Origin of the sequence: Microbacterium sp. LB12 (assembly GCF_037150835.1) — a bacterium.
Classification (GTDB): domain Bacteria; phylum Actinomycetota; class Actinomycetes; order Actinomycetales; family Microbacteriaceae; genus Microbacterium.
In genome coordinates, this window is sequence record NZ_JBBCPF010000006.1 from 97694 (window position 1) to 120017 (window position 22324).

Sequence of the window (22324 nt, forward strand, 5' to 3'; positions counted from 1 at the left end):
ACTGTTCCACGGTTCCGAATACAACCCGCAAGAAAGAGGAAGACCACATGGCTTTCACCAACGATGAGGTCCTCGCCGGCCTCGCAGAGCTCATCACCGACGAGACCGGCATCAACGCCTCCGAGGTCGCTCTGGAGAAGTCGTTCACCGACGACCTCGACATCGACTCCATCTCGATGATGACGATCGTCGTCAACGCCGAGGAGAAGTTCGGCGTCACCATCCCCGACGACGAGGTCAAGAACCTGAAGACCGTCGGCGACGCCGTCAGCTTCATCGTCGCGGGCCAGGAGTAATCCCGGCAGGATGCCACCCCCGCTTCGTCGGGAGTGGCATCCTCCGCTCTGACCTCCCACCCCTCGACCTCGTCTCGACAAGGAACCACACCCCATGACCAAGCGCATCGTCGTCACCGGCATCGGCGCCACCTCCGCCATCGGCGGCACGGCCCCGGACAACTGGACGAATCTGCTGGCCGGCATGTCCGGTACCCGCACGCTCGAGCACGACTGGGTCCAGCAGTACGAGCTGCCCGTCACGTTCGCCGCCGAGGCGATCGTCCGCCCCGAAGAGGTGCTCCCCCGCCACGAGGCGAAGCGCCTCGACCCGTCATCGCAGTTCGCGCTGATCGCGGCACGCGAGGCCTGGGCGGATGCCGGCTCCCCCGAGGTGGCACCTGAGCGCCTCGGTATCGACTTCGCCACCGGCATCGGTGGTCTCTGGACGCTTCTCGACGCGTGGGACACCCTCCGCGAGAAGGGCCCGCGTCGCGTCATGCCGCTCACGGTCCCGATGCTCATGCCGAACGCCGCCGCAGGTAACCTGTCGCTCCAGTTCGAGGCACGCGCCTATGCGCAGACCGTCGTCAGTGCCTGCGCATCGAGCACCGAGTCGATCATCCACGCCTTCCACCACCTGCAGGAGGGCCTCGCCGACGTCGTGATCGCCGGTGGCACCGAGTCGGCGATCCACCCGATCACGATGGCCTCCTTCGCTTCTGCGCAGGCGCTGTCCCGTCGCAACGACGACCCGGCACATGCCTCCCGCCCTGGTGCGATCGACCGTGACGGCTTCGTCATGGGCGAGGGCGCCGCGGCGCTGATCCTCGAGACCGAGGAGCACGCGAAGGCGCGCGGCGCCAAGATCTACGGCTACATCCTCGGCGGTGGAGTCACCGCCGACGCCTACCACATCACGGGCAACGACCCCGAGGGCAACGGCGCCGCACGAGCCGTGACGCAGGCGCTCGAAGAGGCCGGGATCACGGCCGATCAGGTCACGCACATCAACGCACACGCGACGTCGACCCCGGTCGGCGACCCGAACGAGTACGTCGCACTCAAGAAGGTCTTCGGCGACCGGATCGACGAGATCCCCGTGTCCGCCACGAAGGCCTCCACGGGTCACCTGCTCGGCGGCACGGGCGCGCTGGAGGCGATCTTCGCGCTCCTCGCCCTGCGGGATCGCGTGGCCCCGCCGACCATCAACATGACCGAGCCGGACCCGGCCGTGCCGTTCCGTCTCTCCGGCGAGGCGACACCGCTCGGCGACGGACAGCAGATCGCCATCAGCAACTCCTTCGGGTTCGGCGGCCACAACGCCGTGCTCGTGGTCGCCGGCGCCGACTGACGCACCGCAGCAGCACACAGGAAGAGAGGCCCTCGGGATTCCGAGGGCCTCTCTTCGTGCGCACCGCAGCGTCAGGCGGAGCGGAGTTCACCCAGCCGGCGCGACCGGGTCTCGCGTATCCGCGTCATCCACGGCAGCAACCATCCGATGAGCGGGCCGACGCCGAACGCGAAGAGCACCGTGCCCACACCCACCGGCCCGCCGAGCAGGAAGCCGATCAGGAGGACACCGCCTTCGATCATCGTGCGCACGATCCAGACGGCCCAGCCGGTGCGGCGCACCAGCCCGGTCATCAGACCGTCACGCGGGCCGGGACCGAAGTCGGCGGAGATGTACAGGCCGGTCGCGAATGCCAGCAGCAGCAGCCCGAAGACGAACATCGGTGCGCCGATCCAGACCGACGGCGGTTGCGGGATCACGGCGAGGGCGAGATCGGCGCTGGGGCCGACCAGGAGCGCGTTCAGCACGGTGCCGAGTCCCACACGCTGGCGCAGCGGAATCCAGAGAAGCAGCACCACGATCGAGACGAGCACGGTCATCGTCCCGTAGCGGAGACCGGTCTGCCCGGCGAGACCGAGGGCCAGCACGTCCCACGGAGCGACGCCGATACCGCCGCGCACCATGAAGCCGAGCGAGACGCCGTAGAGGAACAGCCCGACGAGGAGCTGCACGAAGCGCTCGACGAGGTCGCGCCGACTGGTGGCGGTGATGGGGAGCAGCACGGCGCGGAGAAACATACTCCCACTGTGGCGTGCGGTGTGAACGCGAAGGCGGATCCACTGGGTGAAAGTGGCATGCACTTATCAGGCCACTTCTGCGTCATGCTGGAGGCATGGGATCACGACTCGTCGAACAGCTCGGTGCGCACAACGTCGCGGGTGCCGCGGCGACCGCACTCGCAGACCAGATCCGCGCCCTGATCCTCGACGGGCGCCTCACGGTCGGCGAGCGTCTCCCCAGCGAACGCGCACTCGCACTCGAGCTGCGCCGGTCGCGCTCGACCATCACGCGGGCTTACGGCGTGCTGGAAGGGGACGGCTACGTCACCCGGCTGCACGGCGGAAGCACCCGGGTCACGCTCCCCCACGGACACATCGTCGCCGATTCGGACTACGACGACGAGGCGATCGATCTGTCGATCGCCTCGATGGACTCGACCCCCGGTCTCTATGACGCGACGGTGCGTTCACTCCCCCGACTGGCCGCCCTCCGCGGCACGAGCGGATACTCTCTGCGCGGCCTTCCCGAGCTCCGCGCCGCGGTCGCGCAGCGTTTCACCGAGCGCGGCGCTCCGACCTCGGCCGACGAGATCATCATCACCTCCGGCGCCCTCAACGCGGTCAACCTCATCCTGACGGCAATCGGACATCGCGGCGAGCGAGCGCTGGTCGAGCAGCCGACATTCCCGCACGCTCTGGAGGCGCTGCATCGGCACGGGTACCGCCTGCTCCCGACTCCCGTCGATGTCGACGGCTGGGACACCCGCCATCTGACGGAGACGCTGCTCAGCGCTCGCCCCCACGTCGCCTATCTCATCCCCGACTTCCACAACCCGACAGGCGCCACGTTGCCCGACGAGGAGCGCTCACGCGTCGTCACCACAGCGCGAAACGTCGGCACGCATCTGATCGTGGACGAGACGACGACCGAGCTCGACATCGACCGTGGCTGGTCGCCCCGTCCGATGGCGGCGAGCGGGCCCAATGTGATCACCGTGGGATCGATGTCGAAGATCGCGTGGGGTGGCATGCGCGTCGGATGGATCAGGGCCGAGCGCTCGCTCGTTTCTCGCCTGCTCGCGGTGCGACCCTCGTTCGAACTCGGCACCGCCCTTCTCGAGCAGTGCATCGCGGTGGAACTCCTCTCCGACATGCCCGCCCTGACCTCGCACGTCCGCCAGCGCCTGCAGGTGGGTCGTGCCGCGGTCGAAGCCGGAGTCTCCGCCATCCCCGGATTCCGGATGCCGACAACGCCGGGCGGCCTCTCGGCCTGGATCGACATCGGCGCTCCGCTGTCGACCTCCCTCTCCCTCGCCGCGCGCGAGCGTCAGCTGATCCTGCCGCCGGGCCCGCGCTTCACCACAGGCGGGGTGCTCGAGCGGCGCCTCCGCATCCCGATCACTCTGCCCCCGGAGCGGATGGCCGAGGCGATGGAACGACTGGCGTCCGCCTGGGCCGACGTCCGCGGCGGGGCCCACATCCGCCCCGATGAGCTCGCGCACGCGGCGGTCATCTGATGACGCACGAGGACCCCGCCTCGGTTCCGGGGCGGGGTCCTCGTCGTGCGGAGCGGGGATACGTCTTCTCAGCGTCCGGGATGACTCACCGGCATCCGATACTCACGCCTCCCCCGCTCCCGGTCTGTGACGTCGGACTAGCCGACCTTGTGGAGCCAGACGACCCTGGCATCGTCGCTGGCGTGACGGAACGGCTCCAGCTCCTCGTCCCAGGCCGAGCCGAGCGCGATGTCGAGTTCGCGCTGCAGCTCGACCGCGTTTCCTGCCGCGATCTCCATCGCGTAGCGGATCCGATCCTCGCCGATCACGATGTTGCCGGCGGCGTCGGTCTGGGCGTAGTGGATGCCGAGATCGGGGGTGTGCAGCCACCGTCCTCCGTCGCTGCGCGGCGTGGGGTCTTCGGTGACCTCGAACCGGAGGTGCTCCCACCCGCGGATCGACGTCGCGAGTGCCGCACCGGTGCCGACGGGGCCGTCCCAGTAGAACTCCGCACGTCGAGCGCCGTCCAGGACGGGCTGCTCGGTCCAGTCGAAGTTCACCGCACGCCCGATAGCGCGTCCCACCGCCCATTCGAGGTGCGGGCAGAGCGCGCGAGGCGCAGAGTGGATGAACACCACTCCGCGTGCGTAAGCCGTCGCCATGATCTCTCCGTTTCATCAGGTGCGTCTTCCCCAACGACCTGAACCACGAAGTGGCGAGAATATGCGGTTGTGCGCCCATTCTCGCGGAGTTCCCCGGAAATCACAAGCGTGTCATTCCACGACGAAGGCCCCGGTCACGAGACCGGGGCCTTCCGATCGGAAACCCGATCGCGCGTCAGTCGAGGGTCACGCCTCGCTCATGGCCTGCTTGACCTGCTGGCCCTTGGCGGCGTAGTAGGCGGCGCGAGCAGCGTCCTTGCGCGCCTGCTCGGCGTAGCCGAACTCGAGCGTCTCCTGGTCGACCTCGTAGTTGGGCACGTCGTCGGTGCCGTGGTACTTCTCAATGTAGGCGTCGAGCTCGGGGCCCGAGGTCCACGACGTGATGAGGCAGTAGCGGGGCTCGGTGCCGTTGTGCGTCGCGGCGTGCCACAGACGCTGCGTGTCGACGATGAGCTGGGCGCCGGCCGGAAGGGCGATGCGGTACTCGATGCTCGGGTCGGTGCGGTTCTCGCGCAGGACGAAGTAGCTGTCCTTGTCGTCCGTCAGGTTGAAGAAGCCGCGGACCACCCAGCCCGTGCCGTCCGGGTTCAGGCGGTTGTTGTCGTCCTGGTGCAGGTTGTAGAGGCAGTCGCCGTAGGGGGTCGGCTGCAGCTCGATGACCCGGCAGCGGCCGACGTTGGCACCGGGCTCCTGCGCGCGACGCGTGAGGTTCGGAGCCTTCTCGGTCTGGGAGTCGATCCAGACGCCGTCCTTGTCGGTGCGCGGCGGCTTGTGGTTCCAGAAGCCGTTGCACTCGATGTCTCCGAAGGCACTGGCGAGCGGCGCGAAGCGGGTGTCACCCGACGACTTCCAGTCGTTGTACTCGATGTCGAGCCACTCCTTGGGGTCGAGCTCCTGGTTGTAGCTGTCGAGGACGACGAATCCCTTTTCCTCGAGCGCAGCGGACTTGATGTATCCCATGACGAGTCATGTTCCTTTCATCGGGGGCCAGCACGTTTTAACAGGCCCTGATAAGGCAAGCCTAACAGCGAAGCCCGCGAGCCCTTCGGAGGTCGGCCGTGCATAACCGAATAGACTGATCGGGGCGCCCGGCGAGTCCTCGGCACCCGTCGCAACGGGAGGACGAGACACCAGCATGAGCACCGCGACCAACGTCGAGGCGACAGCAGTCAACACGATCGAATGGCTCGCAGGAGGGACCACGACGATCGTCGTCCCGGTGTATCAGCGGCAGTATCGGTGGGACATCGGCGGCTGCGAGCGGCTCCTCTCCGACATCCGCGCCGTTGCTCGCGAAGACGATGCCCACCGGCATTTCATCGGCTCGATCCTTTCCGCGGAAGACGGCACCTCCGCCGATTCCGACCTGATCCTCATCGACGGTCAGCAGCGGATCACCACTCTCATGCTCCTGGTCGCGGCACTCCACCACTCCGTGCGAGACACCGATCCCGCGCTCGCGAGTGCGCTCGAGCGTGTTCTGGTCCGCACCGACGTGCCAGGGCGCACCACGCTCCGACCCCATGACGCGTGGGCCGACCTGTACGAGTCCGTGGTGCTGGATCGTCGCGGCGACGCCGATCGCGAGTCCCGATTCGATGACAACTACGCGTTCTTCCGCAGCCAGATCCACGTCGACGAGGTCCCCCTCATCTGGCGGGGGCTCCAGAAGCTCGAGCACGTGTCGATCACCCTCGGGGCCCAGGCGAACGCCCAGCAGATCTTCGAGAGCCTGAACTCCACGGGCGAGCCGCTGCGCGACCACGAGCTGATCCACAACTACATCCTGATGGGGTTGAGCCACGCGGAGCAGCTCGACGTCGAGAATCGCTTCTGGGTGCCGATCGAGCAGCACACCGGAGAAGCCATCGGCGCCTTCTGGCGGCACTTCCTCGTGCGCGTCACCGGTCGCGAGGTCGCGGCGAACGGCGAGCACGGGGTGTACAGCGCCTTCCGACAGTCGTTCCCGCGTGTCGACGTCGCCCACCTCCAGGCGGATGCCGAGGAGTGGCGGCACTTCGCGGAGATCTACGGGATCCTGCTCGACCCCTCGAAGGAGCCCGACCCGGAGGTCGCACGGCAGCTGCGGCACGTGAACACCTTCGGCAGGTCGTCCTACCCGCTCGTGATGAGCGCGTACAGCGACCACGTACGCGGCGTCATCGATCGTGCCGAACTGATCGAGACGCTCGAGTGGCTGCAGGCGCTCTACCTCCGCCGGGCGCTCGTCAACCTGCCTGCCGAGCGACTGATCGCCAGGCTCTGTCGCGCACGCCGCGACGGCCGGGACGCCCTCGCGCGCGCGTTCGCCCCCATCACGCCGTCGGACGAGCGCGTGAGCGCGGTGCTGAAGTACAGCGAGCTCCCCCACCCCGCCTATGTGCTGGGGCGACTGGAGGGCGTCGACGACCTCGACGCGTTCGACGTCGAGCACATCGTCCCGACCGTGCCCGGCGACAGCTGGTCCGGCGATGGGGAGCGACCGTGGATCGAGTACTCCGAGGACGAGCAGAACAGCCACCGCGCACTCGCCCCGACCCTCGGCAACCTCACGCTGCTCGAGCAGTCGCTGACCGAGCGGGTGTTCGGCGCGTCATTCCCGATCAAGCGGGAGCAGGCCTACGCGCGCAGCTCCGTCCCGGCGACCAGAGATCTCGCCGAGGCGGAATCCTGGGGAACGGCGGCGATCACCCGACGCACCATCGCGCTCACGGCCGACCTGATCCGCATCTGGGCGCGCCCCGCGCTCCCGGAGATCGATGATGACGGCCTGACCCCGATCCTGGATGCGGTGCGCCGTCGCGGATGGCCGACCGGTTGGGAGCGGGAGTTCGACTACGTCGAGTATCGGGGCGAGCGCTGGGAGGTGCCCGACGTCAAGTACCTGTTCAACCGGGTCTTCCGGCGCGCGTGGACCGACGCGCGCCCGGCCGCCCTGGCGTACTGTGCCGCCCACGGCGGGCCGATCTACGACGAGAAGTCGTGGAACGGCCAGTGGGACGAGCTCGACGAGTCGCACTTCCTCTACATGGGATGGGACTCCAACTACATGATGACCGCCGTGCAGGGCGTGCTCGAGGAGTCGGGCATCGCCTCGGAGGTCTTCGTCAAGTACTCCTACATCGGAAATGTGATGTGACCATGACCACGATCGTCCGCCGTCTGCTGGATCTCACCGTCGAGGAGCACACGCTCACCGTCCCCCTGGTGTGGGGAGATGACTCCGATCAGCGCACCATCGAGATCTTCGCCCGCGTCGTCGCCCGCGAAGGAGGCGAGGCCCTCCCCTATCTCGTGTTCCTCCAGGGCGGTCCCGGGCATGAGGCACCGCGCCCGTTCCACTCCTCACCCTCGCCGGCCTGGCTCGACGAGGCGCTCGCGCACTATCGGCTGGTGCTCCTCGATCAGCGCGGCACCGGCCGGTCCACCCCGGTCGGCGATGGCGACCTCGCACGAGGCACCGAGGCCGTAGCCGAACACCTCACACACCTCCGGGCCGATGCGATCGTCCGCGACTGTGAGGCGATGCGTGAGCATCTGGGTGCGAAGACATGGAGCGTGCTCGGCCAGTCGTTCGGTGGCTTCACCACGCTGGCGTACCTCTCCACTGACGCGGGCTCGCTCGACGATGTGTTCATCACCGGGGGTCTCAGTGCGATCGGGCGTCACCCCGACGACGTGTACGCGCTCTGCTACGACAAGATGCGCACCGCCTCGGAGCGGTACTACCGGCGGTTCCCCGAGCACCGCGATGCGATGCGCCGTCTCGTGGACCTCGCCGATGCCGGGGAGATCGTCCTGCCGGACGGCGAGGTCGTCTCGCGGTCACGCCTCCGTTCCGCGGGTTCCGCCCTCGGCACGAACGACGGCTGGCAGACGCTCTGGTCGCTCCTGGAGCGTGACCCGTCAACGAACGCGTTCCGCTACGACCTGATGCACGCGATGCCCTACGACGGCCGCAACCCGCTGTACTTCGCATTCCACGAGTCCAGCTACGCCGACGGACACGCCACACGCTGGTCTGCCGAGCGCACCGAGCCCGCGGACTTCCGTGACGACCCCACGCTGTTCACCGGCGAGCACATCCGCCGGGAGTGGACCGAGACCGTGCCCGCGTTCCGGCCGTGGCGCGACGTCACGCTCGCTCTCGCGGAGTACGAGTGGCCGATCATCTACGACGCGCAGGCGATCGGCGCCTCCGGCGCGACGGGTGCGGCGGCTGTCTACGTCGACGACGTCTACGTCCCGTTGGAGTTCTCGCTCGAGACGGCGCGCCTGCTGCCCGATGTGAAGCTCTGGGTCACGAGCGAGCACGAGCACAACGGCCTGCGCAGCGGCCCCGTGCTCTCGCGACTGATCGACCTGGCTCAGGGGCGCCGCGTCCGCTGACCGGGTCCGTCGTGTGAGGGATGTCATGGACAGCGCCCGCCGCATACTCTGAAGCCATGGACGAAGGAGTGGGCGTCATCGTGACGGTGGGAGTGCTTCTGCTCGTCGTCTGCGCGGCCATCGTGCTGCTCGCTTTCCGCTTCTCGAAGATGCCCGTCGAGAAGAAATACGAGACAGGCGGGGGCGGGCTCAGCGGTGCGTTCGATGCCGTCTGGTCGCCGTCCGCACACGAGGCGGGGATCGAGCGCGATCGCCAGACGCAGCGAACCGCGCCGGCGCCATCTCCTGGCGATCCTCCCGACACGATCGACCACGGCCGGATCCGCCTCGACATCTGATGCAGGAATGCCGACACGAACGAAGAAGGCCCCACGCTCCGAGGAGCATGGGGCCTTCTTCGTGGCAGTCGTTACTTGGACGAGCCGCCGAAGCCCTTGAAGCGCTGGTTGAACTTCTCGACGCGACCGGCCGAGTCCATGATGCGCTGCTTGCCCGTGTAGAACGGGTGCGATGCCGAGGAGATCTCGACGTCGATCACCGGGTACTCCACGCCGTCCAGCTCGATGGTCTTGTCGCTGGAGACGGTCGAACGGGTGAGGAACGTCTCGCCCGAACCGAGGTCGCGGAACACGACTGCCTTGTACTCGGGGTGAATGTCAGTCTTCATGGGATTCCTTAGTTGCTGCCCTGGATTGTGCCAGGGACGAGGGAAGTCTGTAGTGCAGAGAGCACCAAGGATCGATTCTATCAGATGCGAATCAGGAAGCTGCGCGGGCGGCGTAGCGGCCGCCTTCGCTGCTGAGCACGATCGGCATGCCGAAGGTGTCGCTCAGCGCATCGGCCGTGAGCGTCTCCGCGATCGGACCGGCCGCGACCACAGCACCGTCGCGGATCAGCAGCACATGCGTGAACCCGACCGGGATCTCCTCGACATGGTGGGTCACCATGAGCATGGCAGGAGTCGTCGGCGAGGAGGCGTAGCCGCTGAGCAGTGCGAGCAGCTCCTCCCTCGATCCGAGATCGAGGGACGCCGTCGGCTCGTCGAGCAGCAGGAGCTCCGGGTCGGTCATGACGGCTCGGGCGATCTGGACGCGCTTCTGCTCGCCGTCGCTGAGCGTGCCGAACGTGCGCTCGGCCAGGTGATCGAGGCGCCAGTCGCCGAGCACGCGGAGGGCGCGGCGCTCGTCGATGTCCTCGTAGTTCTCGTTCCACCGACCCAGCACCGAATAGGCCGCTGTGAGCACCGTGTTGAGCACCGTCTCGTCGCGCGGCACGCGCTTGGCCATCGCCGACGAGGCGAAGCCGATGCGCGGACGCACCTCGAACACGTCGGTGCGCCCCAGGGTCTCCCCCAGCACGGTCACCGTCCCGGAGGTCGGGTGCATGAGGGTGTCGGCGAGCTGCAGCAGCGTCGTCTTGCCCGCACCGTTCGGGCCGAGGATCACCCATCGCTGATCGTCGCTGACCTCCCAGGTCACGTGATCGATGATGTTGCGCCCCTCACGGCGCACGACGACGTCGGTGAATTCCAGAGCACTCGGCATGCGATCAGCCTATCTGCTCAGGCGGTCAGCTCCGCGTAGAGCGCGCGCGTCGTCTCCGCGATCGCCGCCCAGCTGAAGTCGTTCCGTGCACGCTCGCGTCCGGCTTCTCCGAAGGCACGCGCGCGCTCCGGATCCGTCGCCACCTCGGTGAGCACGGCCGCGAGATCGGCCACGTAGCGCTCCGGGTCCACGGGAGTGCCGGTGCCGTCCTGCAGCTGATCGATCGGCACGAGCCGACCGGTCACGCCGTCGGCGACGACCTCAGGGATGCCGCCGGTCGCGGTTCCGACGACCGCGGCACCGCACGCCATCGCCTCGAGGTTCACGATCCCGAGCGGCTCGTACACCGAGGGGCAGACGAAGGTGGTCGCCACGGTCAGGATCGCCGACAGCTCCTCGCGCGGGAGCATCCGTTCGATCCAGATCACGCCGTCCCTGGTCTGCTGGAGCAGCCGCACACCCTCCTGGACCTCCGCCATGATCTCGGGGGTGTCGGGCGCGCCCGCGCACAGCACCAGCTGCACCTCGGGCGGGAGGAGCCGCGCGGCCTGCAACAGATACGGGAGCCCCTTCTGCCGCGTGATCCGGCCGACGAAGACGACCGAGGGGCGAGTCGGGTCCATCCCGATCGACTCCAGGAAAGCCGCATCGTGCACGGGACGCCAGCGCTCGACGTCGATGCCGTTGTGGATCACCCGCACCCTGGCGGGATCCACCTGCGGGTAGCTGCGCAGGATGTCGGCACGCATCCCCGCGCTCACGGCGATCACCGCGGCCGCGTTCTCGTACGCGAGGCGCTCGATGCCGCTGGAGATCGCGTAGCCGCCGCCGAGCTGTTCGGCCTTCCAGGGGCGCAGCGGCTCGAGGCTGTGCGCGGTGAGCACGTGCGGAATGCCGTGCAGCTGCGCAGCGAGGTGACCGGCGAAGTTCGCGTACCAGGTGTGGCTGTGCACGAGGTCGGCCCCCGTGATGGCCGAGACGATCTCGAGATCGGTGCCCAGTGTCTGCAGCGCGGCGTTCGCGTCGGCGAGTTCGACGGGTGTCCGATACGCGAAAGTGTCGGGTTCCGCGCGCGGCGCACCGAACGCTCTGACGCGCACATCGACATGCTCACGGAGCGCGGCGACGAGCTCTGCGACATGCACGCCGGCGCCGCCGTACACCTCCGGCGGATACTCCTTCGTGATCATCTCAACTCGCATGTCTGAACGCTAGTACAGCGAGGAGGAAGGCATCTATGGTGGAGCCATGTCCGCTCCTAAGAAGGTCTTCGGGATCATCCTCGCCGGCGGCGAGGGCAAGCGACTCATGCCTCTCACGGCCGATCGTGCGAAACCCGCAGTGCCCTTCGGTGGCCAGTATCGACTCATCGACTTCGCGATCTCGAACCTCATCAACTCGGGCCTCCGACAGATCGTGGTGCTGACGCAGTACAAGTCGCACAGCCTCGACCGGCACATCTCCCAGACCTGGCGCATGTCCGCTCTGCTCGACTCGTACGTGACGTCGGTGCCCGCGCAGCAGCGTCTCGGAAAGCGCTGGTTCTCCGGTTCGGCCGACGCGATCCTGCAGAGCATGAACCTCATCAACGACGAGAAGCCCGACATCGTGGTCGTGATCGGCGCCGATCACGTGTATCGGATGGACTTCCGTCAGATGCTGGAGGCGCACATCGAGTCCGGCGCCAAAGCCACCGTGGCGGGCATCCGTCAACCCCTCGCGCTGGCGTCGCAGTTCGGCGTGATCGACGCGGACGCGGAATCGGGCCGCATCAAGCAGTTCCTCGAGAAGCCGACCGACATCACCGGTCTCGAGGACTCGCCCAACGAGGTCCTCGCCTCGATGGGCAACTACATCTTCGACGCCGACGCCCTGATCGCCGCCGTCGAAGCCGACGGCGAGTCGCCGGTGTCGGGACACGACATGGGCGGCGACATCGTGCCGTACTTCGTCGAGCGCGGCGAAGCCGGCTATTACGACATGAAGCAGAACGAGGTGCCCGGCTCCTCGCCGCGCGACCGCTCGTACTGGCGCGACGTGGGGACGATCGACTCGTTCTTCGACGCGCACCGCGACCTGATCTCGACCCTGCCCGTGTTCAACCTCTACAACATGGAGTGGCCGATCCATTCCCAGGCGGTCAACTCGCCGCCGGCGAAGTTCGTCCGCGACTCGGTCGGGCGCATCGGCAATGCGATCGACTCGATCGTCTCGCTCGGCTCCGTGCTGTCCGGGACGCATCTGGAGCGGAGCGTCGTCGGACCGTGGACGCTCGCCGGCGGGGGCTCCACGATCACCGACTCTGTCGTGTTCGATCACGTGCACGTGGGCCAAGGCGCCCGTGTGCATCGAGCGATCCTCGACAAGAACGTCGTGCTCGCCGACGGCGCGACGGTCGGCGTCGATCGCGAACGCGACCTCGCGCGCGGTTTCACCGTGACCGAATCGGGCATCACGGTCGTGGGCAAGGGCGTCTTCATCGAGCGCTGAGCACGTCATGCGGCCGGCGACCGGCCCGGTGATCGCTAGGCTCGATGGTGTGACCGCCGCGCGATTCCTCGTCGTCCTCGATGCCGATTCGACCCTCATCCGCAACGAGGTGATCGAACTGATCGCCGACGAGGCGGGGCGGCGTGCGGAGGTGCAGGCCGCGACCGAAGCAGCCATGCGCGGCGAGGTCGACTTCGCGACGAGCCTTCGCTCCCGGGTCGCGGCGCTGAAGGGTGTGCCCGTCGCCGCGTTCGAGCGAGTGCGAGCCCGGATCGAACCCACCCCCGGCGTCCGTGAACTCACGGCGGCCGTTCACGAGCGCGGCGGTGTCGTCGGTGTCGTGTCCGGAGGCTTCCACGAGATCCTCGACGACGTGGCCCCGACGCTCGGCGTCGACCGCTGGCACGCGAACCGCCTGGAGGTCGTCGACGGCGTCCTGTCCGGACAGGTCTCGGGCGACATCGTGGACGGTGCGGCCAAGGCGGCGTCGCTGCAGGAATGGGCGGCGGAACTGGGCGTCGCGCCCCGCGCGACCATCGCGATCGGCGACGGCGCGAACGATCTCGCGATGATGGCGGTGGCGGGACTCGGCCTGGCCTTCAACGCGAAGCCCGCGGTGCGCGACGCCGCCAGTCTCGTGATCGGTCCGCAGGACCTGTCCGAGGTCATCGCCCTGCTCCCGTAGCCCCTGGCCGATGTCGGCGGCGGTCGCTAGCGTCGGGATATGGACATCATCCTCATCCCCGGACTCTGGCTCGACGCCTCCAGCTGGGAAGACGTGATCCCGGCGCTCGAGCGCGCGGGTCATCGTGTTCATCCGCTCACCATGCCCGGCCTCGATGCGCCGGCATCCGAATCCGCCGATATCGGCATCGCAGACTGGGTCGACGCGGCCGTCGCGGCGGTCGATGCCCTGCCGGGCGAGGTCGTCGTCGTGGGGCACAGCGGTGGCGGTAACGTCGCCTGGGGCGTCGCCGATGCGCGCCCGGAGCGGATCAGCCGGGTCGTGTTCGTCGACACCGTGCCGCCGCCGCCCGGCAACGGCATCAGCGAGTTCGAGATCGTCGACGGCGTCATACCGTTCCCGGGCTGGGACTTCTTCCCGGACGAGGACGTGCACGACCTCGACGAGGTGACCAGAGCGCGCACAGCGCCGCTCACCCATAGCGTCCCGGCCCGTGTGCCGACCGACGGCATCGTGCTGAGCGATCCCGGTCGGTTCCGTGTGCCGGTGACACTGCTGATGGGAGGCCTCGATCAACCCACCTTCGAGAGCATGATCGACCAATGGGGGCCGTACGCCGAGGAGTACCGGGCCATCGATGACGCCGAGGTCGTGCGGATCGGTTCCGCGCACTGGCCGCAGTTCTCGGTGCCGCACCGGCTCGGCGAACTCCTCAACGCGGCGATCGCGCGCTGAGGCAGCGAGTCGAGGTCAGTGCCCCATCCCGAGACCGCCGTCGACAGGGATGACCGCGCCGGAGATGTACCCGGCGTCGTCTCCGGCGAGCCACGTCACGACACCGGCGACCTCGTCGGGCGTCGCGAAGCGTCCGGCAGGGATGTTCGCCTTGTACTGCTTCTGCGTCTCCTCGGGCAGCTCCGCGGTCATGTCGGTCTCGATGAAGCCGGGAGCGACCACGTTGGCCGTGATCCCCCGGGCACCCAGCTCGCGGGTGATCGAGCGGGCGAAACCGACGAGTGCGCTCTTCGAGGCGGAGTAGTTGGCCTGCCCGGCAGAGCCGTAGAGGCCGACGACGCTCGAAATCAGGATGATCCGGCCGAACCGGGCGCGGAGCATCCCCTTCGACGCACGCTTGACGACACGGAAGGTGCCGCCCAGGTTCGTGGCGACCACGCTGTCGAAGTCGTCCTCGCTCATTCGCATGAGCAGCGTGTCCTTGGTGATCCCGGCATTCGCGACGACGATCTCGACCGGTCCGAGCTGCTGCTCCACCTCGGTGAACGCGGCATCGAGGGCGGCCGCATCCGTGACATCGGCACGGACCGTGAGCGTGCCGTCGGGGCCCTCGCCGCTGCGGGCGGTGACGGCGACGCGGTACCCGTCGCGCACGAATCGCTCCGCGATCGCGCGGCCGATGCCGCGGTTCCCGCCGGTGACGAGGACGACGCGCTGAGCACTCATGAGGGGACTCTCCTGATCTGGGGTCGATGGCTCGGCTTCCGAACCGTCATCGATCCTATCGAGCATGGGCGAGGCACCGCCCGCGCGGCGTTTGACAGACGGATACGAGGCTGGAACCCTGATCGAGACGAAAGGCTTCATCGTGAGCGAGAACCAGATCCCCTCCCCCGGTGACGAGTCGCCGATCCCGTCGCCGCCTCCGCCTGCGGCTCCCGAGCCTGCGGGTACCGCGACCGCGCCGACGCTGCCGGCCATCCCCACACCACCGGCGACGCAACCGCCCCAGGGCTACCCCGGCGCTGCCCCGACGTACGGCACCCCGGTACAGCCGCCGTACGGCACCCCGACGCAGCCGCCGTACGGTGTCCAGCCCGGATACACGCCGCCGACCGCACCCACGTATGGCGCGCAACCTGTTCCTCCCGGCTACGCCGCCTACTCCGCACCGGGCTACCCCGCTGCGGCTCCGCGCCCGACGAGCGGCCTCGCGGTCACGTCGTTGATCTGCGGCATCGCCGGAATCGTCCTGTTCTGGGCGGTCGTGCCGCTGTTGGCATCGATCGCAGCCGTGATCACCGGTCACATGGCGCTCGGCCAGACGAAACGCGAACCTCGCATCTCCGGTCGTGGCATGGCCATCGCCGGTCTGATCATGGGCTATGCGGGAGTCGCGATCGCCGCGTTCACGGTGCTCTCCTTCATCATCGGGCTGATCTTCTTCGGGGCCTTCAGCGTGCCCTACTTCTCCGCGCGCTGAGTCGCCGAAACGGCACGCCGGGTGGCCTGCACCGGCGTAGGCTGGGAGCATCGTGAAGAACGCGCATCAAGTCCCGGCCGTCACCTCACTGCCGCAGTCTCCGCGGGATGAGGCTGACCATCGCGTGCGCCGGTATGCGCTGACCATGACCATCCGCGTCGTGTGCTTCGGCCTCATGGTGCTGGTGCAGCCGTATGGCTGGTACACGTGGGTGTTCGGCATCGCGGCGGCCGTGCTGCCGTACATCGCCGTGGTCTTCGCGAACGCAGGCAGCGACAGCACCGAGACCACGGCGGAGTCCCCCGTGCGGGAGCTGGAGGCACCGCGTCCGGCGCCGATCGAGTCCGATGCCGCGACCCCCCAGGTGTTCACGATCCACGAAGGCCCGAAGGACCGATGACAGACCACGAATGCTCGCGCGCCGGATGCCGGAGTGCGGCGACCAGACAGGTCGTGTGGCGCAACCCGCGCATTCACGCCGCCGACCGCGAGAAGATCTGGCTGGCGTGCGATGAACACGTCGACTTCCTCCGGGACTACCTCGCGGCACGGGACTTCCCGGTCGTGGTTCGCGACGGTGTGCCGGCATGAGCGGACGTCTGACCCGATGGGGCGTGTACGTTCTCATCGCGATCGGTTTCGCGGTCGCGTGCGCATTCCTCTCGAACTGGCAGTTCGAGAGGAGCGAGACGCGCGCCGAGCAGATCGCACTCGTGGAGCAGAACTACGACGCGGACCCCGTGCCACTGGCCGACGTGATCGGCGTCGACGGTTCCATGGATCCCGGAGACCAATGGCGGCCGGTCACGCTGCAGGGCGAGTACCTCGTCGACCAGCAGCTGCTGGTGCGCAACCGACCGCACGGCGGAACGAGCGCCTTCGAGGTGCTGGTCCCGTTCCGCGACGCCGACGGACGCGTCTTCATCGTCGACCGCGGGTGGGTGCCACCGGGCGAGGGCGACGCGCCCGACGCCATCCCCGCGCCTCCGGAGGGTCCGGCTGAGGTGACCGTCCGTCTTCGCGCCGGCGAACAAGCGCCCGCCTCCGGTCGAGGCGCCCCCGAAGGACAGGTCCCGACCATCAACCTGCCGACGATCGCGAAGCTGGTGGACGGCGACGTGATCACCGGCGCGTACGGCCAGCTGATCTCGGAGGATCCCGCAGGCGCAGGATCCCTCGGCGGCTTCGACTCCCCGACCGACGATCCCGGTCCGCACCTGTCCTACGCGATCCAGTGGATCCTGTTCGCTCTGATGGGTTTCATCTTCATCGGCTACATCATCCGCACCGAGATCGTGAAGCATCGCGAAGAGATCGAAGGCCGGCCCGCGCCCGTGAAGAAGACTCGCCGTCGCGACCGCGATGCCGACGTGGAGGACGAGCTGCTCGACGTCCGGTGACGCGTCGTCGGCGACGGGACTGCCCCGCCTCGCGTCGCATCCGCTAGGTCACGCGCCGTTCGGCCCCTGTGCCCCGACAGCATGCGTCCAGCCCTCACCCGCGCGCCGGTAGACGATCCGCGTGTGATTCCGATCGGGCGACCCCTGCCAGAACTCGACCCGCGTCGCGACGACGCGCCACAGTACCCAGCCATCGTCGTCGATGCCGTCGCGTGCGGCGGCAGAGCGGGCAGCGAGGTCGGCCCGGGATTCGGCTGCCGTGGCCTCGTGGACGTCGCCGCGCACGCGCACCGCTCGCATCAACGGCGGCCACCAGAAATTCAGCGCCGCCGACGGCTGTGCGCGGAGTTGGGCGGCCTTTCGAGCCGACCGGTCTCCCGCGAATGCCCAACCCTGCGCATCGACGTCCTTGAGGATCAGGGTTCTGGCATCCGGCATGCCGTCGCGGTCGACGGTCGCCAGCGTCATCGCGTGCGGCTCGAGGATGCCTGCGGCGACCGCCGCCGTGATCCACTCGAGAAACAGCGGCACCGGCTCGTCGGGGAGGTCACCGAGCTCGAGAGGCGGCGCCGATCCGGTGAGCGCCGGCTGCGCGCGCAACCAGGCACGGACGTCAGGCATCGGATCGTTCACGAGTTCGGGCATGCTCCGACTATGCCACGCGCCCGCCGGAGCGATCCCCCGGTGCTCAGGCGAGCTCGATGAGGTCCTGGTACTCCTGGCTCCAGATGTCTTCGACACCGTCCGGGAGGATCAGCACGCGCTCGGGATTGAGCGACTGCACGGCACCGGGGTCGTGCGAGACGAGCACGACAGCACCCTCATAGTGTGCCAGCGCACCCAGGATCTCCTCACGGGACGCGGGGTCGAGGTTGTTCGTCGGCTCATCGAGCAGCAGCAGGTTCGCGGACGAGACGACCAGGGTCGCGAGCGACAGACGCGTCTTCTCGCCACCCGAGAGGACGCCGGCCGGCTTGAGCACATCGTCGCCCGTGAACAGGAACGAGCCCAGCACCTTGCGCGCCTCGGTCTCCGTGATGTGCGGCGCGGCCGAGACCATGTTCTCGAGCACCGAACGGTTCACGTCGAGGTTCTCGTGCTCCTGCGCGTAGTAGCCGACCTTGAGCCCGTGGCCCGGCTCCAGCTGACCGGTGTCGGGCTCGTCGACGCCGGCGAGCATGCGCAGCAGCGTCGTCTTGCCGGCACCGTTGAGTCCGAGCACGACGACCTTCGAACCGCGATCGATCGCGAGGTCGACATCCGTGAAGATCTCGAGCGAACCGTACGACTTCGACAGACCGGACGCCATCATCGGCGTCTTGCCGCAGGGCGCCGGCTTCGGGAAGCGCAGCTTCGCCACCCGGTCTTCCTGCCGGACCTCGTCGAGTCCGGCGAGCAGCTTCTCGGCGCGGGCGATCATCTGGTGAGCGGCGGCGGCCTTCGAGGCCTTCGCGCCGAAACGGGCGGCCTGCAGCTGCAGGGTCGTCGCCTTCTTCTCGGCGTTCGCGCGCTCCTTCTTGCGGCGCTCCTCATCGGCCACCCGCTGACGCAGGTAGTTCTTCCAGTTCATGTTGTACGTGTCGATGATCTGGCGGTTGGCGTCGAGGTAGAAGACACGGTTGACGGTCTCACCGACGAGCTCGACATCGTGGCTGATGACGATCAGCCCGCCCTTGTAGTTCTTGAGGAACTCGCGCAGCCACACGACGCTGTCGGCGTCGAGGTGGTTCGTCGGCTCGTCGAGGATCATCGTCTGCGCGTCCGAGAACAGGATGCGCGCGAGCTCGATACGACGACGCTGACCGCCGGAGAGCGTCGACAACGGCTGGTCGAGGATGCGGTCGGGCAACGAGAGGTTGTTGGCGATGGATGCCGCCTCGGCCTCCGCCGCATACCCGCCCTGCGCCTCGAACTGCTCGGTGAGGCGGGCGTAGCGCTTCATCGCCTTGTCGGCCACGGCCGGGTCGTCCGACCCCATGTCGAGGGCCGCCTCGGTCATCCCGAGGTTCAGCTGGCCGAGACCGCGGGCGTCGAGGATGCGGGTGCGGGCGAGATCCTCCGGGTTGCCGGAGCGCGGATCCTGCGGCAGGTAGCCGAGCTCCCCGGAGCGGGTCACACTGCCGCCGGAGGGCAGGACGTCGCCGGCGAGCACCTTGGTCAGCGTGGTCTTGCCGGCCCCATTACGGCCGACGAGTCCGATCTTGTCTCCGTCGGCGACGCGGAACGAGACGTTCTCCATCAGCAGGCGCGCGCCAACGCGGATCTCGAGGTCGTGCACGGCAAGCACAGCGGACGTCCGTTCTTTCGGGGAGGTTGTTCGGCCGATCGGCCAGCCTCCCAGTATATGCGGCGTGGCGGGGAGCCGTCGCCAGCAAGATCACTCCGGAGAGTGACGCGTGCGATACCCCAGAGGGATGCTCACCCCCGCACTCGGCGCATAGCGTTCCGGAGTGGACATCCTCAACGAGCTCATCATGCACGCCGTCACCTCGCCATGGCTGTATCTCGTGCTCTTCGCCGTGACCGTGATCGACGGCTTCTTCCCGCCGGTGCCCAGCGAGACGCTCCTCGTCGCCGCCGCGGCCGTAGCGGCATCGACCGGAGAGGGGAATGTGCTGCTGCTCGGGGCGATCGCCGCGGTCGCCGCCGCGATCGGCGACAACATCGCGTTCGCGATCGGGCGAGGCCTCGGCACGACCCGCTTCGCATGGATGAGGCGCCCGCGGGTCGCGAAGGCCTTCGCCCGCGCCCGTCTCGCCCTCGAACACCGCAGCGCCATGCTCATCCTCGGTGCCCGCTACATCCCGGTGGGACGCGTCGCCGTCAACATGTCGGCGGGCGCCCTCGCCTTCCCGTGGCGACGCTTCGTGCCGCTGAGCCTGATCGGTGGACTGAGCTGGAGCGTGTTCAGCATCGCCATCGGACTGCTCGCGGGCGCGTGGATCAAGGACCAGCCGCTGATCAGCGCCGGCCTCGGCATCGTCATGGCCCTCGTGATCGGGCTCATCATCGACCGGATCGCCGCGGCTCGCCGCCGCCGTGAACCCGCTCCGCAACTGGCAGGATGACAGTCATGGCACGCCGCCGAGAGCGCACCCCGCGCCGCCCCAGAGTGAGTCGCCGCACCGCCGCCCTCGTGGCGCTGTGTGCGGCGTCCGTAGCGCTGTACGCACTGACGGTCTCGCTGCACACCGTGCTCTACGGCACGCCCCTGGCGCTGTCCTTCCTCCTCGGCGCCGCGGTGTGCGGCGCCCCCATCCTCGCGGTCTCCCGTCCCCGCTGGGCGATCTCGCTGTTCACGGCGGCCGCGCTCACCCTTCCGCTCACGGTCGTGCCTGCGCTGGCCATGCAGTCTCCCTGGCCATGGTCTGTCCCCGCGCAACTCGCCTTCGTGCTGCTCGTGGGCGTCGTCACGTTCCTCCACGGTGCACGGCTCGGCGCGTTCGCTCTGATCCTCGGTGCGATCGCCTCGCTGCTGGCACCGGTGCTGCGACCCGACATGGTCGCGCTGCCCGAGACCTCGGCGAGTGCCACCGCCGACCTCATCGTCACGACGTCCCTCGCCGCCACCATGTTCCTCATCGCGGCGCTCGTCGCCGGTCGGGTCAGGGTCGCGGCCGAGCTGACCCGCGAGAAGGAGCACAGCGCGCTCGAAGAAGCCAGACGCGCGCTGGTCGAGGAGCGCACACGGATCGCCAGGGAACTGCACGATGTGGTCGCGCACAGCATGTCGGTGATCCAGGTGCAGGCGTCGACCGCGAAGTACCGGATCCCGGACCTGAACGACGCGGCCACAGCGGAGTTCGACGACATCGCCGCGACCGCTCGCGGCTCTCTCACGGAGATGCGCCGCATGCTCGGGGTGCTCCGCACGGAGGACCAGAGCATGGACCTGGCCCCGCAGCAGGGTATCGACGACATCCCCGCGCTCGTGGACAGCATCCGACGCGCCGGCGTCGAGGTGGGTCTCGTGCTCGAAGGCGGCGAGGCCGCGGCGTCCGCCACCCCGACCGTGCAGATCGCGGCATTCCGGATCGTGCAGGAGGCGCTGAGCAATGCGGTCCGCCACGCCCCAGGTGCACGGATCGCCGTGCGGCTCCATGCCGACGCCGACAGCATCCGGATACGGGTGCACAACGCGGCACCGCCCGAGGCACCGGAGCGGCATGGCGGCGGCTACGGACTTCGCGGCATGCGCGAGCGCGCCGAGCTCCTCGGTGGCAGCCTCTCTGCCGGGCCCTCGTCCGACGGCGGCTGGGACGTGGACGCCACCCTCCCCCTCGACCCCGGAGCGACAGGGGGCGACGCCACACCCGACAAGGAGAACCCGTGACCATCAACGTACTCATCGCCGACGACCAGGCGATGGTCCGTGCAGGCTTCGCCGCACTCCTGGACGCCCACGACGGCATCCGGGTGGCCGGCCAGGCGGCGAACGGGGCAGAGGCCGTCGCCCTCGCCGCCCGCCTTGACCCCGACGTCATCCTGATGGACGTGCGGATGCCGGAGCTCGACGGGATCGAGGCCACCCGCCGCATCCTCGGTCCCTCCTACCCCGCAGCCCACGTGCCGCGGATCCTGATGCTCACGACCTTCGACATCGACGACTACGTCTACGACGCACTCGAGGCGGGTGCCAGCGGTTTCCTGCTGAAGGATGCGCTCCCCGAGGAGCTCGTGCACGCCGTGCGCGTGGTCGCCGGCGGAGACGCGCTGTTGGCGCCGAGTGTGACCCGGCGCATGATCGAGCAGTTCGCGGGGCGACGTCCACGCGCACCACGATCGGCGTCGACCCTGGCGGAACTCACCGACCGCGAGCGCGAGGTGCTCGTGCTGATCGGACGCGGTCGCTCGAACAGCGAGATCGCGGCCGAGCTGTTCATCGCCGAGCAGACCGTCAAGACGCACGTCGGCAAGGTGCTCGCCAAGCTGCACCTGCGCGACCGGGTGCATGCCGTGATCCTCGCCTACGACACGGGACTGGTCGAACCCTCCGCCTGACTCACTCCACGGTAGGGGTGACGACGGCACCCGGGGGTGATGCCCCCGGATGCACCCCGTTCATAGTCTCCTGGGACACCACCCCGAGGAG

The 22324-nt window shown here is 68.4% G+C and carries 25 protein-coding genes; 16 read left to right on the forward strand and 9 right to left on the reverse strand.

Features of this window, described 5'->3' with window-relative positions; all coding sequences use genetic code 11:
- Positions 1–47: 47 nt before the first annotated feature.
- Positions 48–296: an acyl carrier protein gene (locus tag WFM69_RS12035; protein WP_017830435.1), complete on the forward strand. Its 249-nt coding sequence runs from the start codon at positions 48–50 to the stop codon at positions 294–296.
- A 94-nt stretch (positions 297–390) separates the two neighbouring features.
- Positions 391–1629: a beta-ketoacyl-[acyl-carrier-protein] synthase family protein gene (locus WFM69_RS12040; protein WP_337004953.1), complete on the forward strand. Its 1239-nt coding sequence runs from the start codon at positions 391–393 to the stop codon at positions 1627–1629.
- A gap of 71 nt (positions 1630–1700) precedes the next feature.
- On the opposite strand, the gene yczE is transcribed toward WFM69_RS12040, so the two are convergent.
- Positions 1701–2366 carry a membrane protein YczE gene (gene yczE / locus WFM69_RS12045; protein ID WP_337004956.1) on the reverse strand — a complete coding sequence of 222 codons (666 nt, stop codon included), beginning with the start codon at positions 2364–2366 and terminating at the stop codon, positions 1701–1703.
- 95 nt (positions 2367–2461) lie between these two features.
- On the opposite strand from yczE, the gene yczR reads away from it, so the two are divergent.
- Positions 2462–3865: a MocR-like transcription factor YczR gene (gene yczR / locus WFM69_RS12050; protein ID WP_337004958.1), complete on the forward strand. Its 1404-nt coding sequence runs from the start codon at positions 2462–2464 to the stop codon at positions 3863–3865.
- 137 nt (positions 3866–4002) lie between these two features.
- Here the strand turns inward: yczR and WFM69_RS12055 are convergent, their stop codons facing one another.
- Positions 4003–4506 (reverse strand): DUF3145 domain-containing protein, encoded by a 504-nt coding sequence (locus WFM69_RS12055; RefSeq protein ID WP_337004960.1) that lies wholly within the window; start codon positions 4504–4506, stop codon positions 4003–4005.
- Positions 4507–4692: 186 nt separating this feature from the next.
- Positions 4693–5466, reverse strand: a complete 774-nt coding sequence (locus WFM69_RS12060; RefSeq protein ID WP_021200730.1) for a hypothetical protein — start codon at positions 5464–5466, stop codon at positions 4693–4695.
- A 175-nt stretch (positions 5467–5641) separates the two neighbouring features.
- Between WFM69_RS12060 and WFM69_RS12065 the strand changes: the two genes are divergently transcribed.
- Genes WFM69_RS12065 through WFM69_RS12075 form a run of 3 tightly spaced genes read left to right on the forward strand, consistent with a single transcriptional unit; the run spans position 5642 to position 9233 of the window.
- Positions 5642–7645 (forward strand): DUF262 domain-containing protein, encoded by a 2004-nt coding sequence (locus WFM69_RS12065; protein WP_337004962.1) that lies wholly within the window; start codon positions 5642–5644, stop codon positions 7643–7645.
- On the forward strand, positions 7642–8895 hold the full coding sequence (locus WFM69_RS12070) for an alpha/beta fold hydrolase (RefSeq protein ID WP_442928383.1): 1254 nt from the start codon (positions 7642–7644) through the stop codon (positions 8893–8895). The genes WFM69_RS12065 and WFM69_RS12070 overlap by 4 nt, the downstream gene beginning before the upstream one ends.
- 56 nt (positions 8896–8951) lie before the next feature.
- Entirely contained in the window at positions 8952–9233 is a 282-nt protein-coding gene (locus WFM69_RS12075; protein ID WP_337004966.1) for a hypothetical protein, read from the forward strand.
- Positions 9234–9304: 71 nt separating this feature from the next.
- On the opposite strand, the gene WFM69_RS12080 is transcribed toward WFM69_RS12075, so the two are convergent.
- From WFM69_RS12080 to glgA, 3 genes are all read right to left on the reverse strand, one after another.
- Positions 9305–9562 (reverse strand): type B 50S ribosomal protein L31, encoded by a 258-nt coding sequence (locus WFM69_RS12080; protein ID WP_021200734.1) that lies wholly within the window; start codon positions 9560–9562, stop codon positions 9305–9307.
- A 91-nt stretch (positions 9563–9653) separates the two neighbouring features.
- Positions 9654–10439: an ABC transporter ATP-binding protein gene (locus WFM69_RS12085; protein WP_337004970.1), complete on the reverse strand. Its 786-nt coding sequence runs from the start codon at positions 10437–10439 to the stop codon at positions 9654–9656.
- Between the two features lie 17 nt (positions 10440–10456).
- Positions 10457–11641, reverse strand: coding sequence for a glycogen synthase (gene glgA / locus WFM69_RS12090; RefSeq protein WP_337004972.1), 1185 nt, complete (start codon positions 11639–11641; stop codon positions 10457–10459).
- 46 nt (positions 11642–11687) lie between these two features.
- Between glgA and WFM69_RS12095 the strand changes: the two genes are divergently transcribed.
- Genes WFM69_RS12095 through WFM69_RS12105 form a run of 3 tightly spaced genes read left to right on the forward strand, consistent with a single transcriptional unit; the run spans position 11688 to position 14349 of the window.
- On the forward strand, positions 11688–12929 hold the full coding sequence (locus tag WFM69_RS12095) for a glucose-1-phosphate adenylyltransferase (RefSeq protein WP_337004974.1): 1242 nt from the start codon (positions 11688–11690) through the stop codon (positions 12927–12929).
- 49 nt (positions 12930–12978) lie between these two features.
- Positions 12979–13614 (forward strand): phosphoserine phosphatase SerB, encoded by a 636-nt coding sequence (serB, locus tag WFM69_RS12100; RefSeq protein WP_337004976.1) that lies wholly within the window; start codon positions 12979–12981, stop codon positions 13612–13614.
- Positions 13615–13653: 39 nt separating this feature from the next.
- Positions 13654–14349 carry an alpha/beta fold hydrolase gene (locus tag WFM69_RS12105; protein ID WP_337004978.1) on the forward strand — a complete coding sequence of 232 codons (696 nt, stop codon included), beginning with the start codon at positions 13654–13656 and terminating at the stop codon, positions 14347–14349.
- Between the two features lie 15 nt (positions 14350–14364).
- Here WFM69_RS12105 and WFM69_RS12110 read toward each other — a convergent pair whose 3' ends face one another.
- On the reverse strand, positions 14365–15075 hold the full coding sequence (locus WFM69_RS12110; protein ID WP_337004980.1) for a beta-ketoacyl-ACP reductase: 711 nt from the start codon (positions 15073–15075) through the stop codon (positions 14365–14367).
- 142 nt (positions 15076–15217) lie between these two features.
- On the opposite strand from WFM69_RS12110, the gene WFM69_RS12115 reads away from it, so the two are divergent.
- The 4 genes from WFM69_RS12115 to WFM69_RS12130 are packed head-to-tail and all read left to right on the forward strand — an operon-like array spanning position 15218 to position 17232.
- Entirely contained in the window at positions 15218–15832 is a 615-nt protein-coding gene (locus WFM69_RS12115; RefSeq protein ID WP_337004982.1) for a DUF4190 domain-containing protein, read from the forward strand.
- Between the two features lie 52 nt (positions 15833–15884).
- The gene (locus WFM69_RS12120; protein ID WP_337004984.1) at positions 15885–16232 is read left to right on the forward strand and encodes a DUF3099 domain-containing protein; all 348 of its coding nucleotides are present in this window, start codon (positions 15885–15887) and stop codon (positions 16230–16232) included.
- Entirely contained in the window at positions 16229–16423 is a 195-nt protein-coding gene (locus WFM69_RS12125) for a hypothetical protein (RefSeq protein WP_337004986.1), read from the forward strand. Before WFM69_RS12120 ends, WFM69_RS12125 begins: the two co-directional genes overlap by 4 nt.
- Positions 16420–17232 (forward strand): SURF1 family cytochrome oxidase biogenesis protein, encoded by an 813-nt coding sequence (locus WFM69_RS12130; RefSeq protein WP_337004988.1) that lies wholly within the window; start codon positions 16420–16422, stop codon positions 17230–17232. Before WFM69_RS12125 ends, WFM69_RS12130 begins: the two co-directional genes overlap by 4 nt.
- 48 nt (positions 17233–17280) lie before the next feature.
- Here the strand turns inward: WFM69_RS12130 and WFM69_RS12135 are convergent, their stop codons facing one another.
- On the reverse strand, positions 17281–17877 hold the full coding sequence (locus WFM69_RS12135) for a pyridoxine/pyridoxamine 5'-phosphate oxidase (RefSeq protein ID WP_337004990.1): 597 nt from the start codon (positions 17875–17877) through the stop codon (positions 17281–17283).
- 43 nt (positions 17878–17920) lie between these two features.
- Positions 17921–19519, reverse strand: a complete 1599-nt coding sequence (gene abc-f / locus WFM69_RS12140; protein WP_337004991.1) for a ribosomal protection-like ABC-F family protein — start codon at positions 19517–19519, stop codon at positions 17921–17923.
- A 163-nt stretch (positions 19520–19682) separates the two neighbouring features.
- Here abc-f and WFM69_RS12145 point away from each other — a divergent pair, with 163 nt between their 5' ends.
- The 3 genes from WFM69_RS12145 to WFM69_RS12155 are packed head-to-tail and all read left to right on the forward strand — an operon-like array spanning position 19683 to position 22233.
- Positions 19683–20300: a DedA family protein gene (locus tag WFM69_RS12145; RefSeq protein ID WP_337004992.1), complete on the forward strand. Its 618-nt coding sequence runs from the start codon at positions 19683–19685 to the stop codon at positions 20298–20300.
- Between the two features lie 5 nt (positions 20301–20305).
- Entirely contained in the window at positions 20306–21565 is a 1260-nt protein-coding gene (locus WFM69_RS12150; protein WP_337004994.1) for a sensor histidine kinase, read from the forward strand.
- Complete coding sequence (locus WFM69_RS12155; RefSeq protein WP_337004996.1) at positions 21562–22233, forward strand: response regulator transcription factor; 672 nt, start codon at positions 21562–21564, stop codon at positions 22231–22233. Before WFM69_RS12150 ends, WFM69_RS12155 begins: the two co-directional genes overlap by 4 nt.
- The last annotated feature ends 91 nt before the right edge of the window (positions 22234–22324 follow it).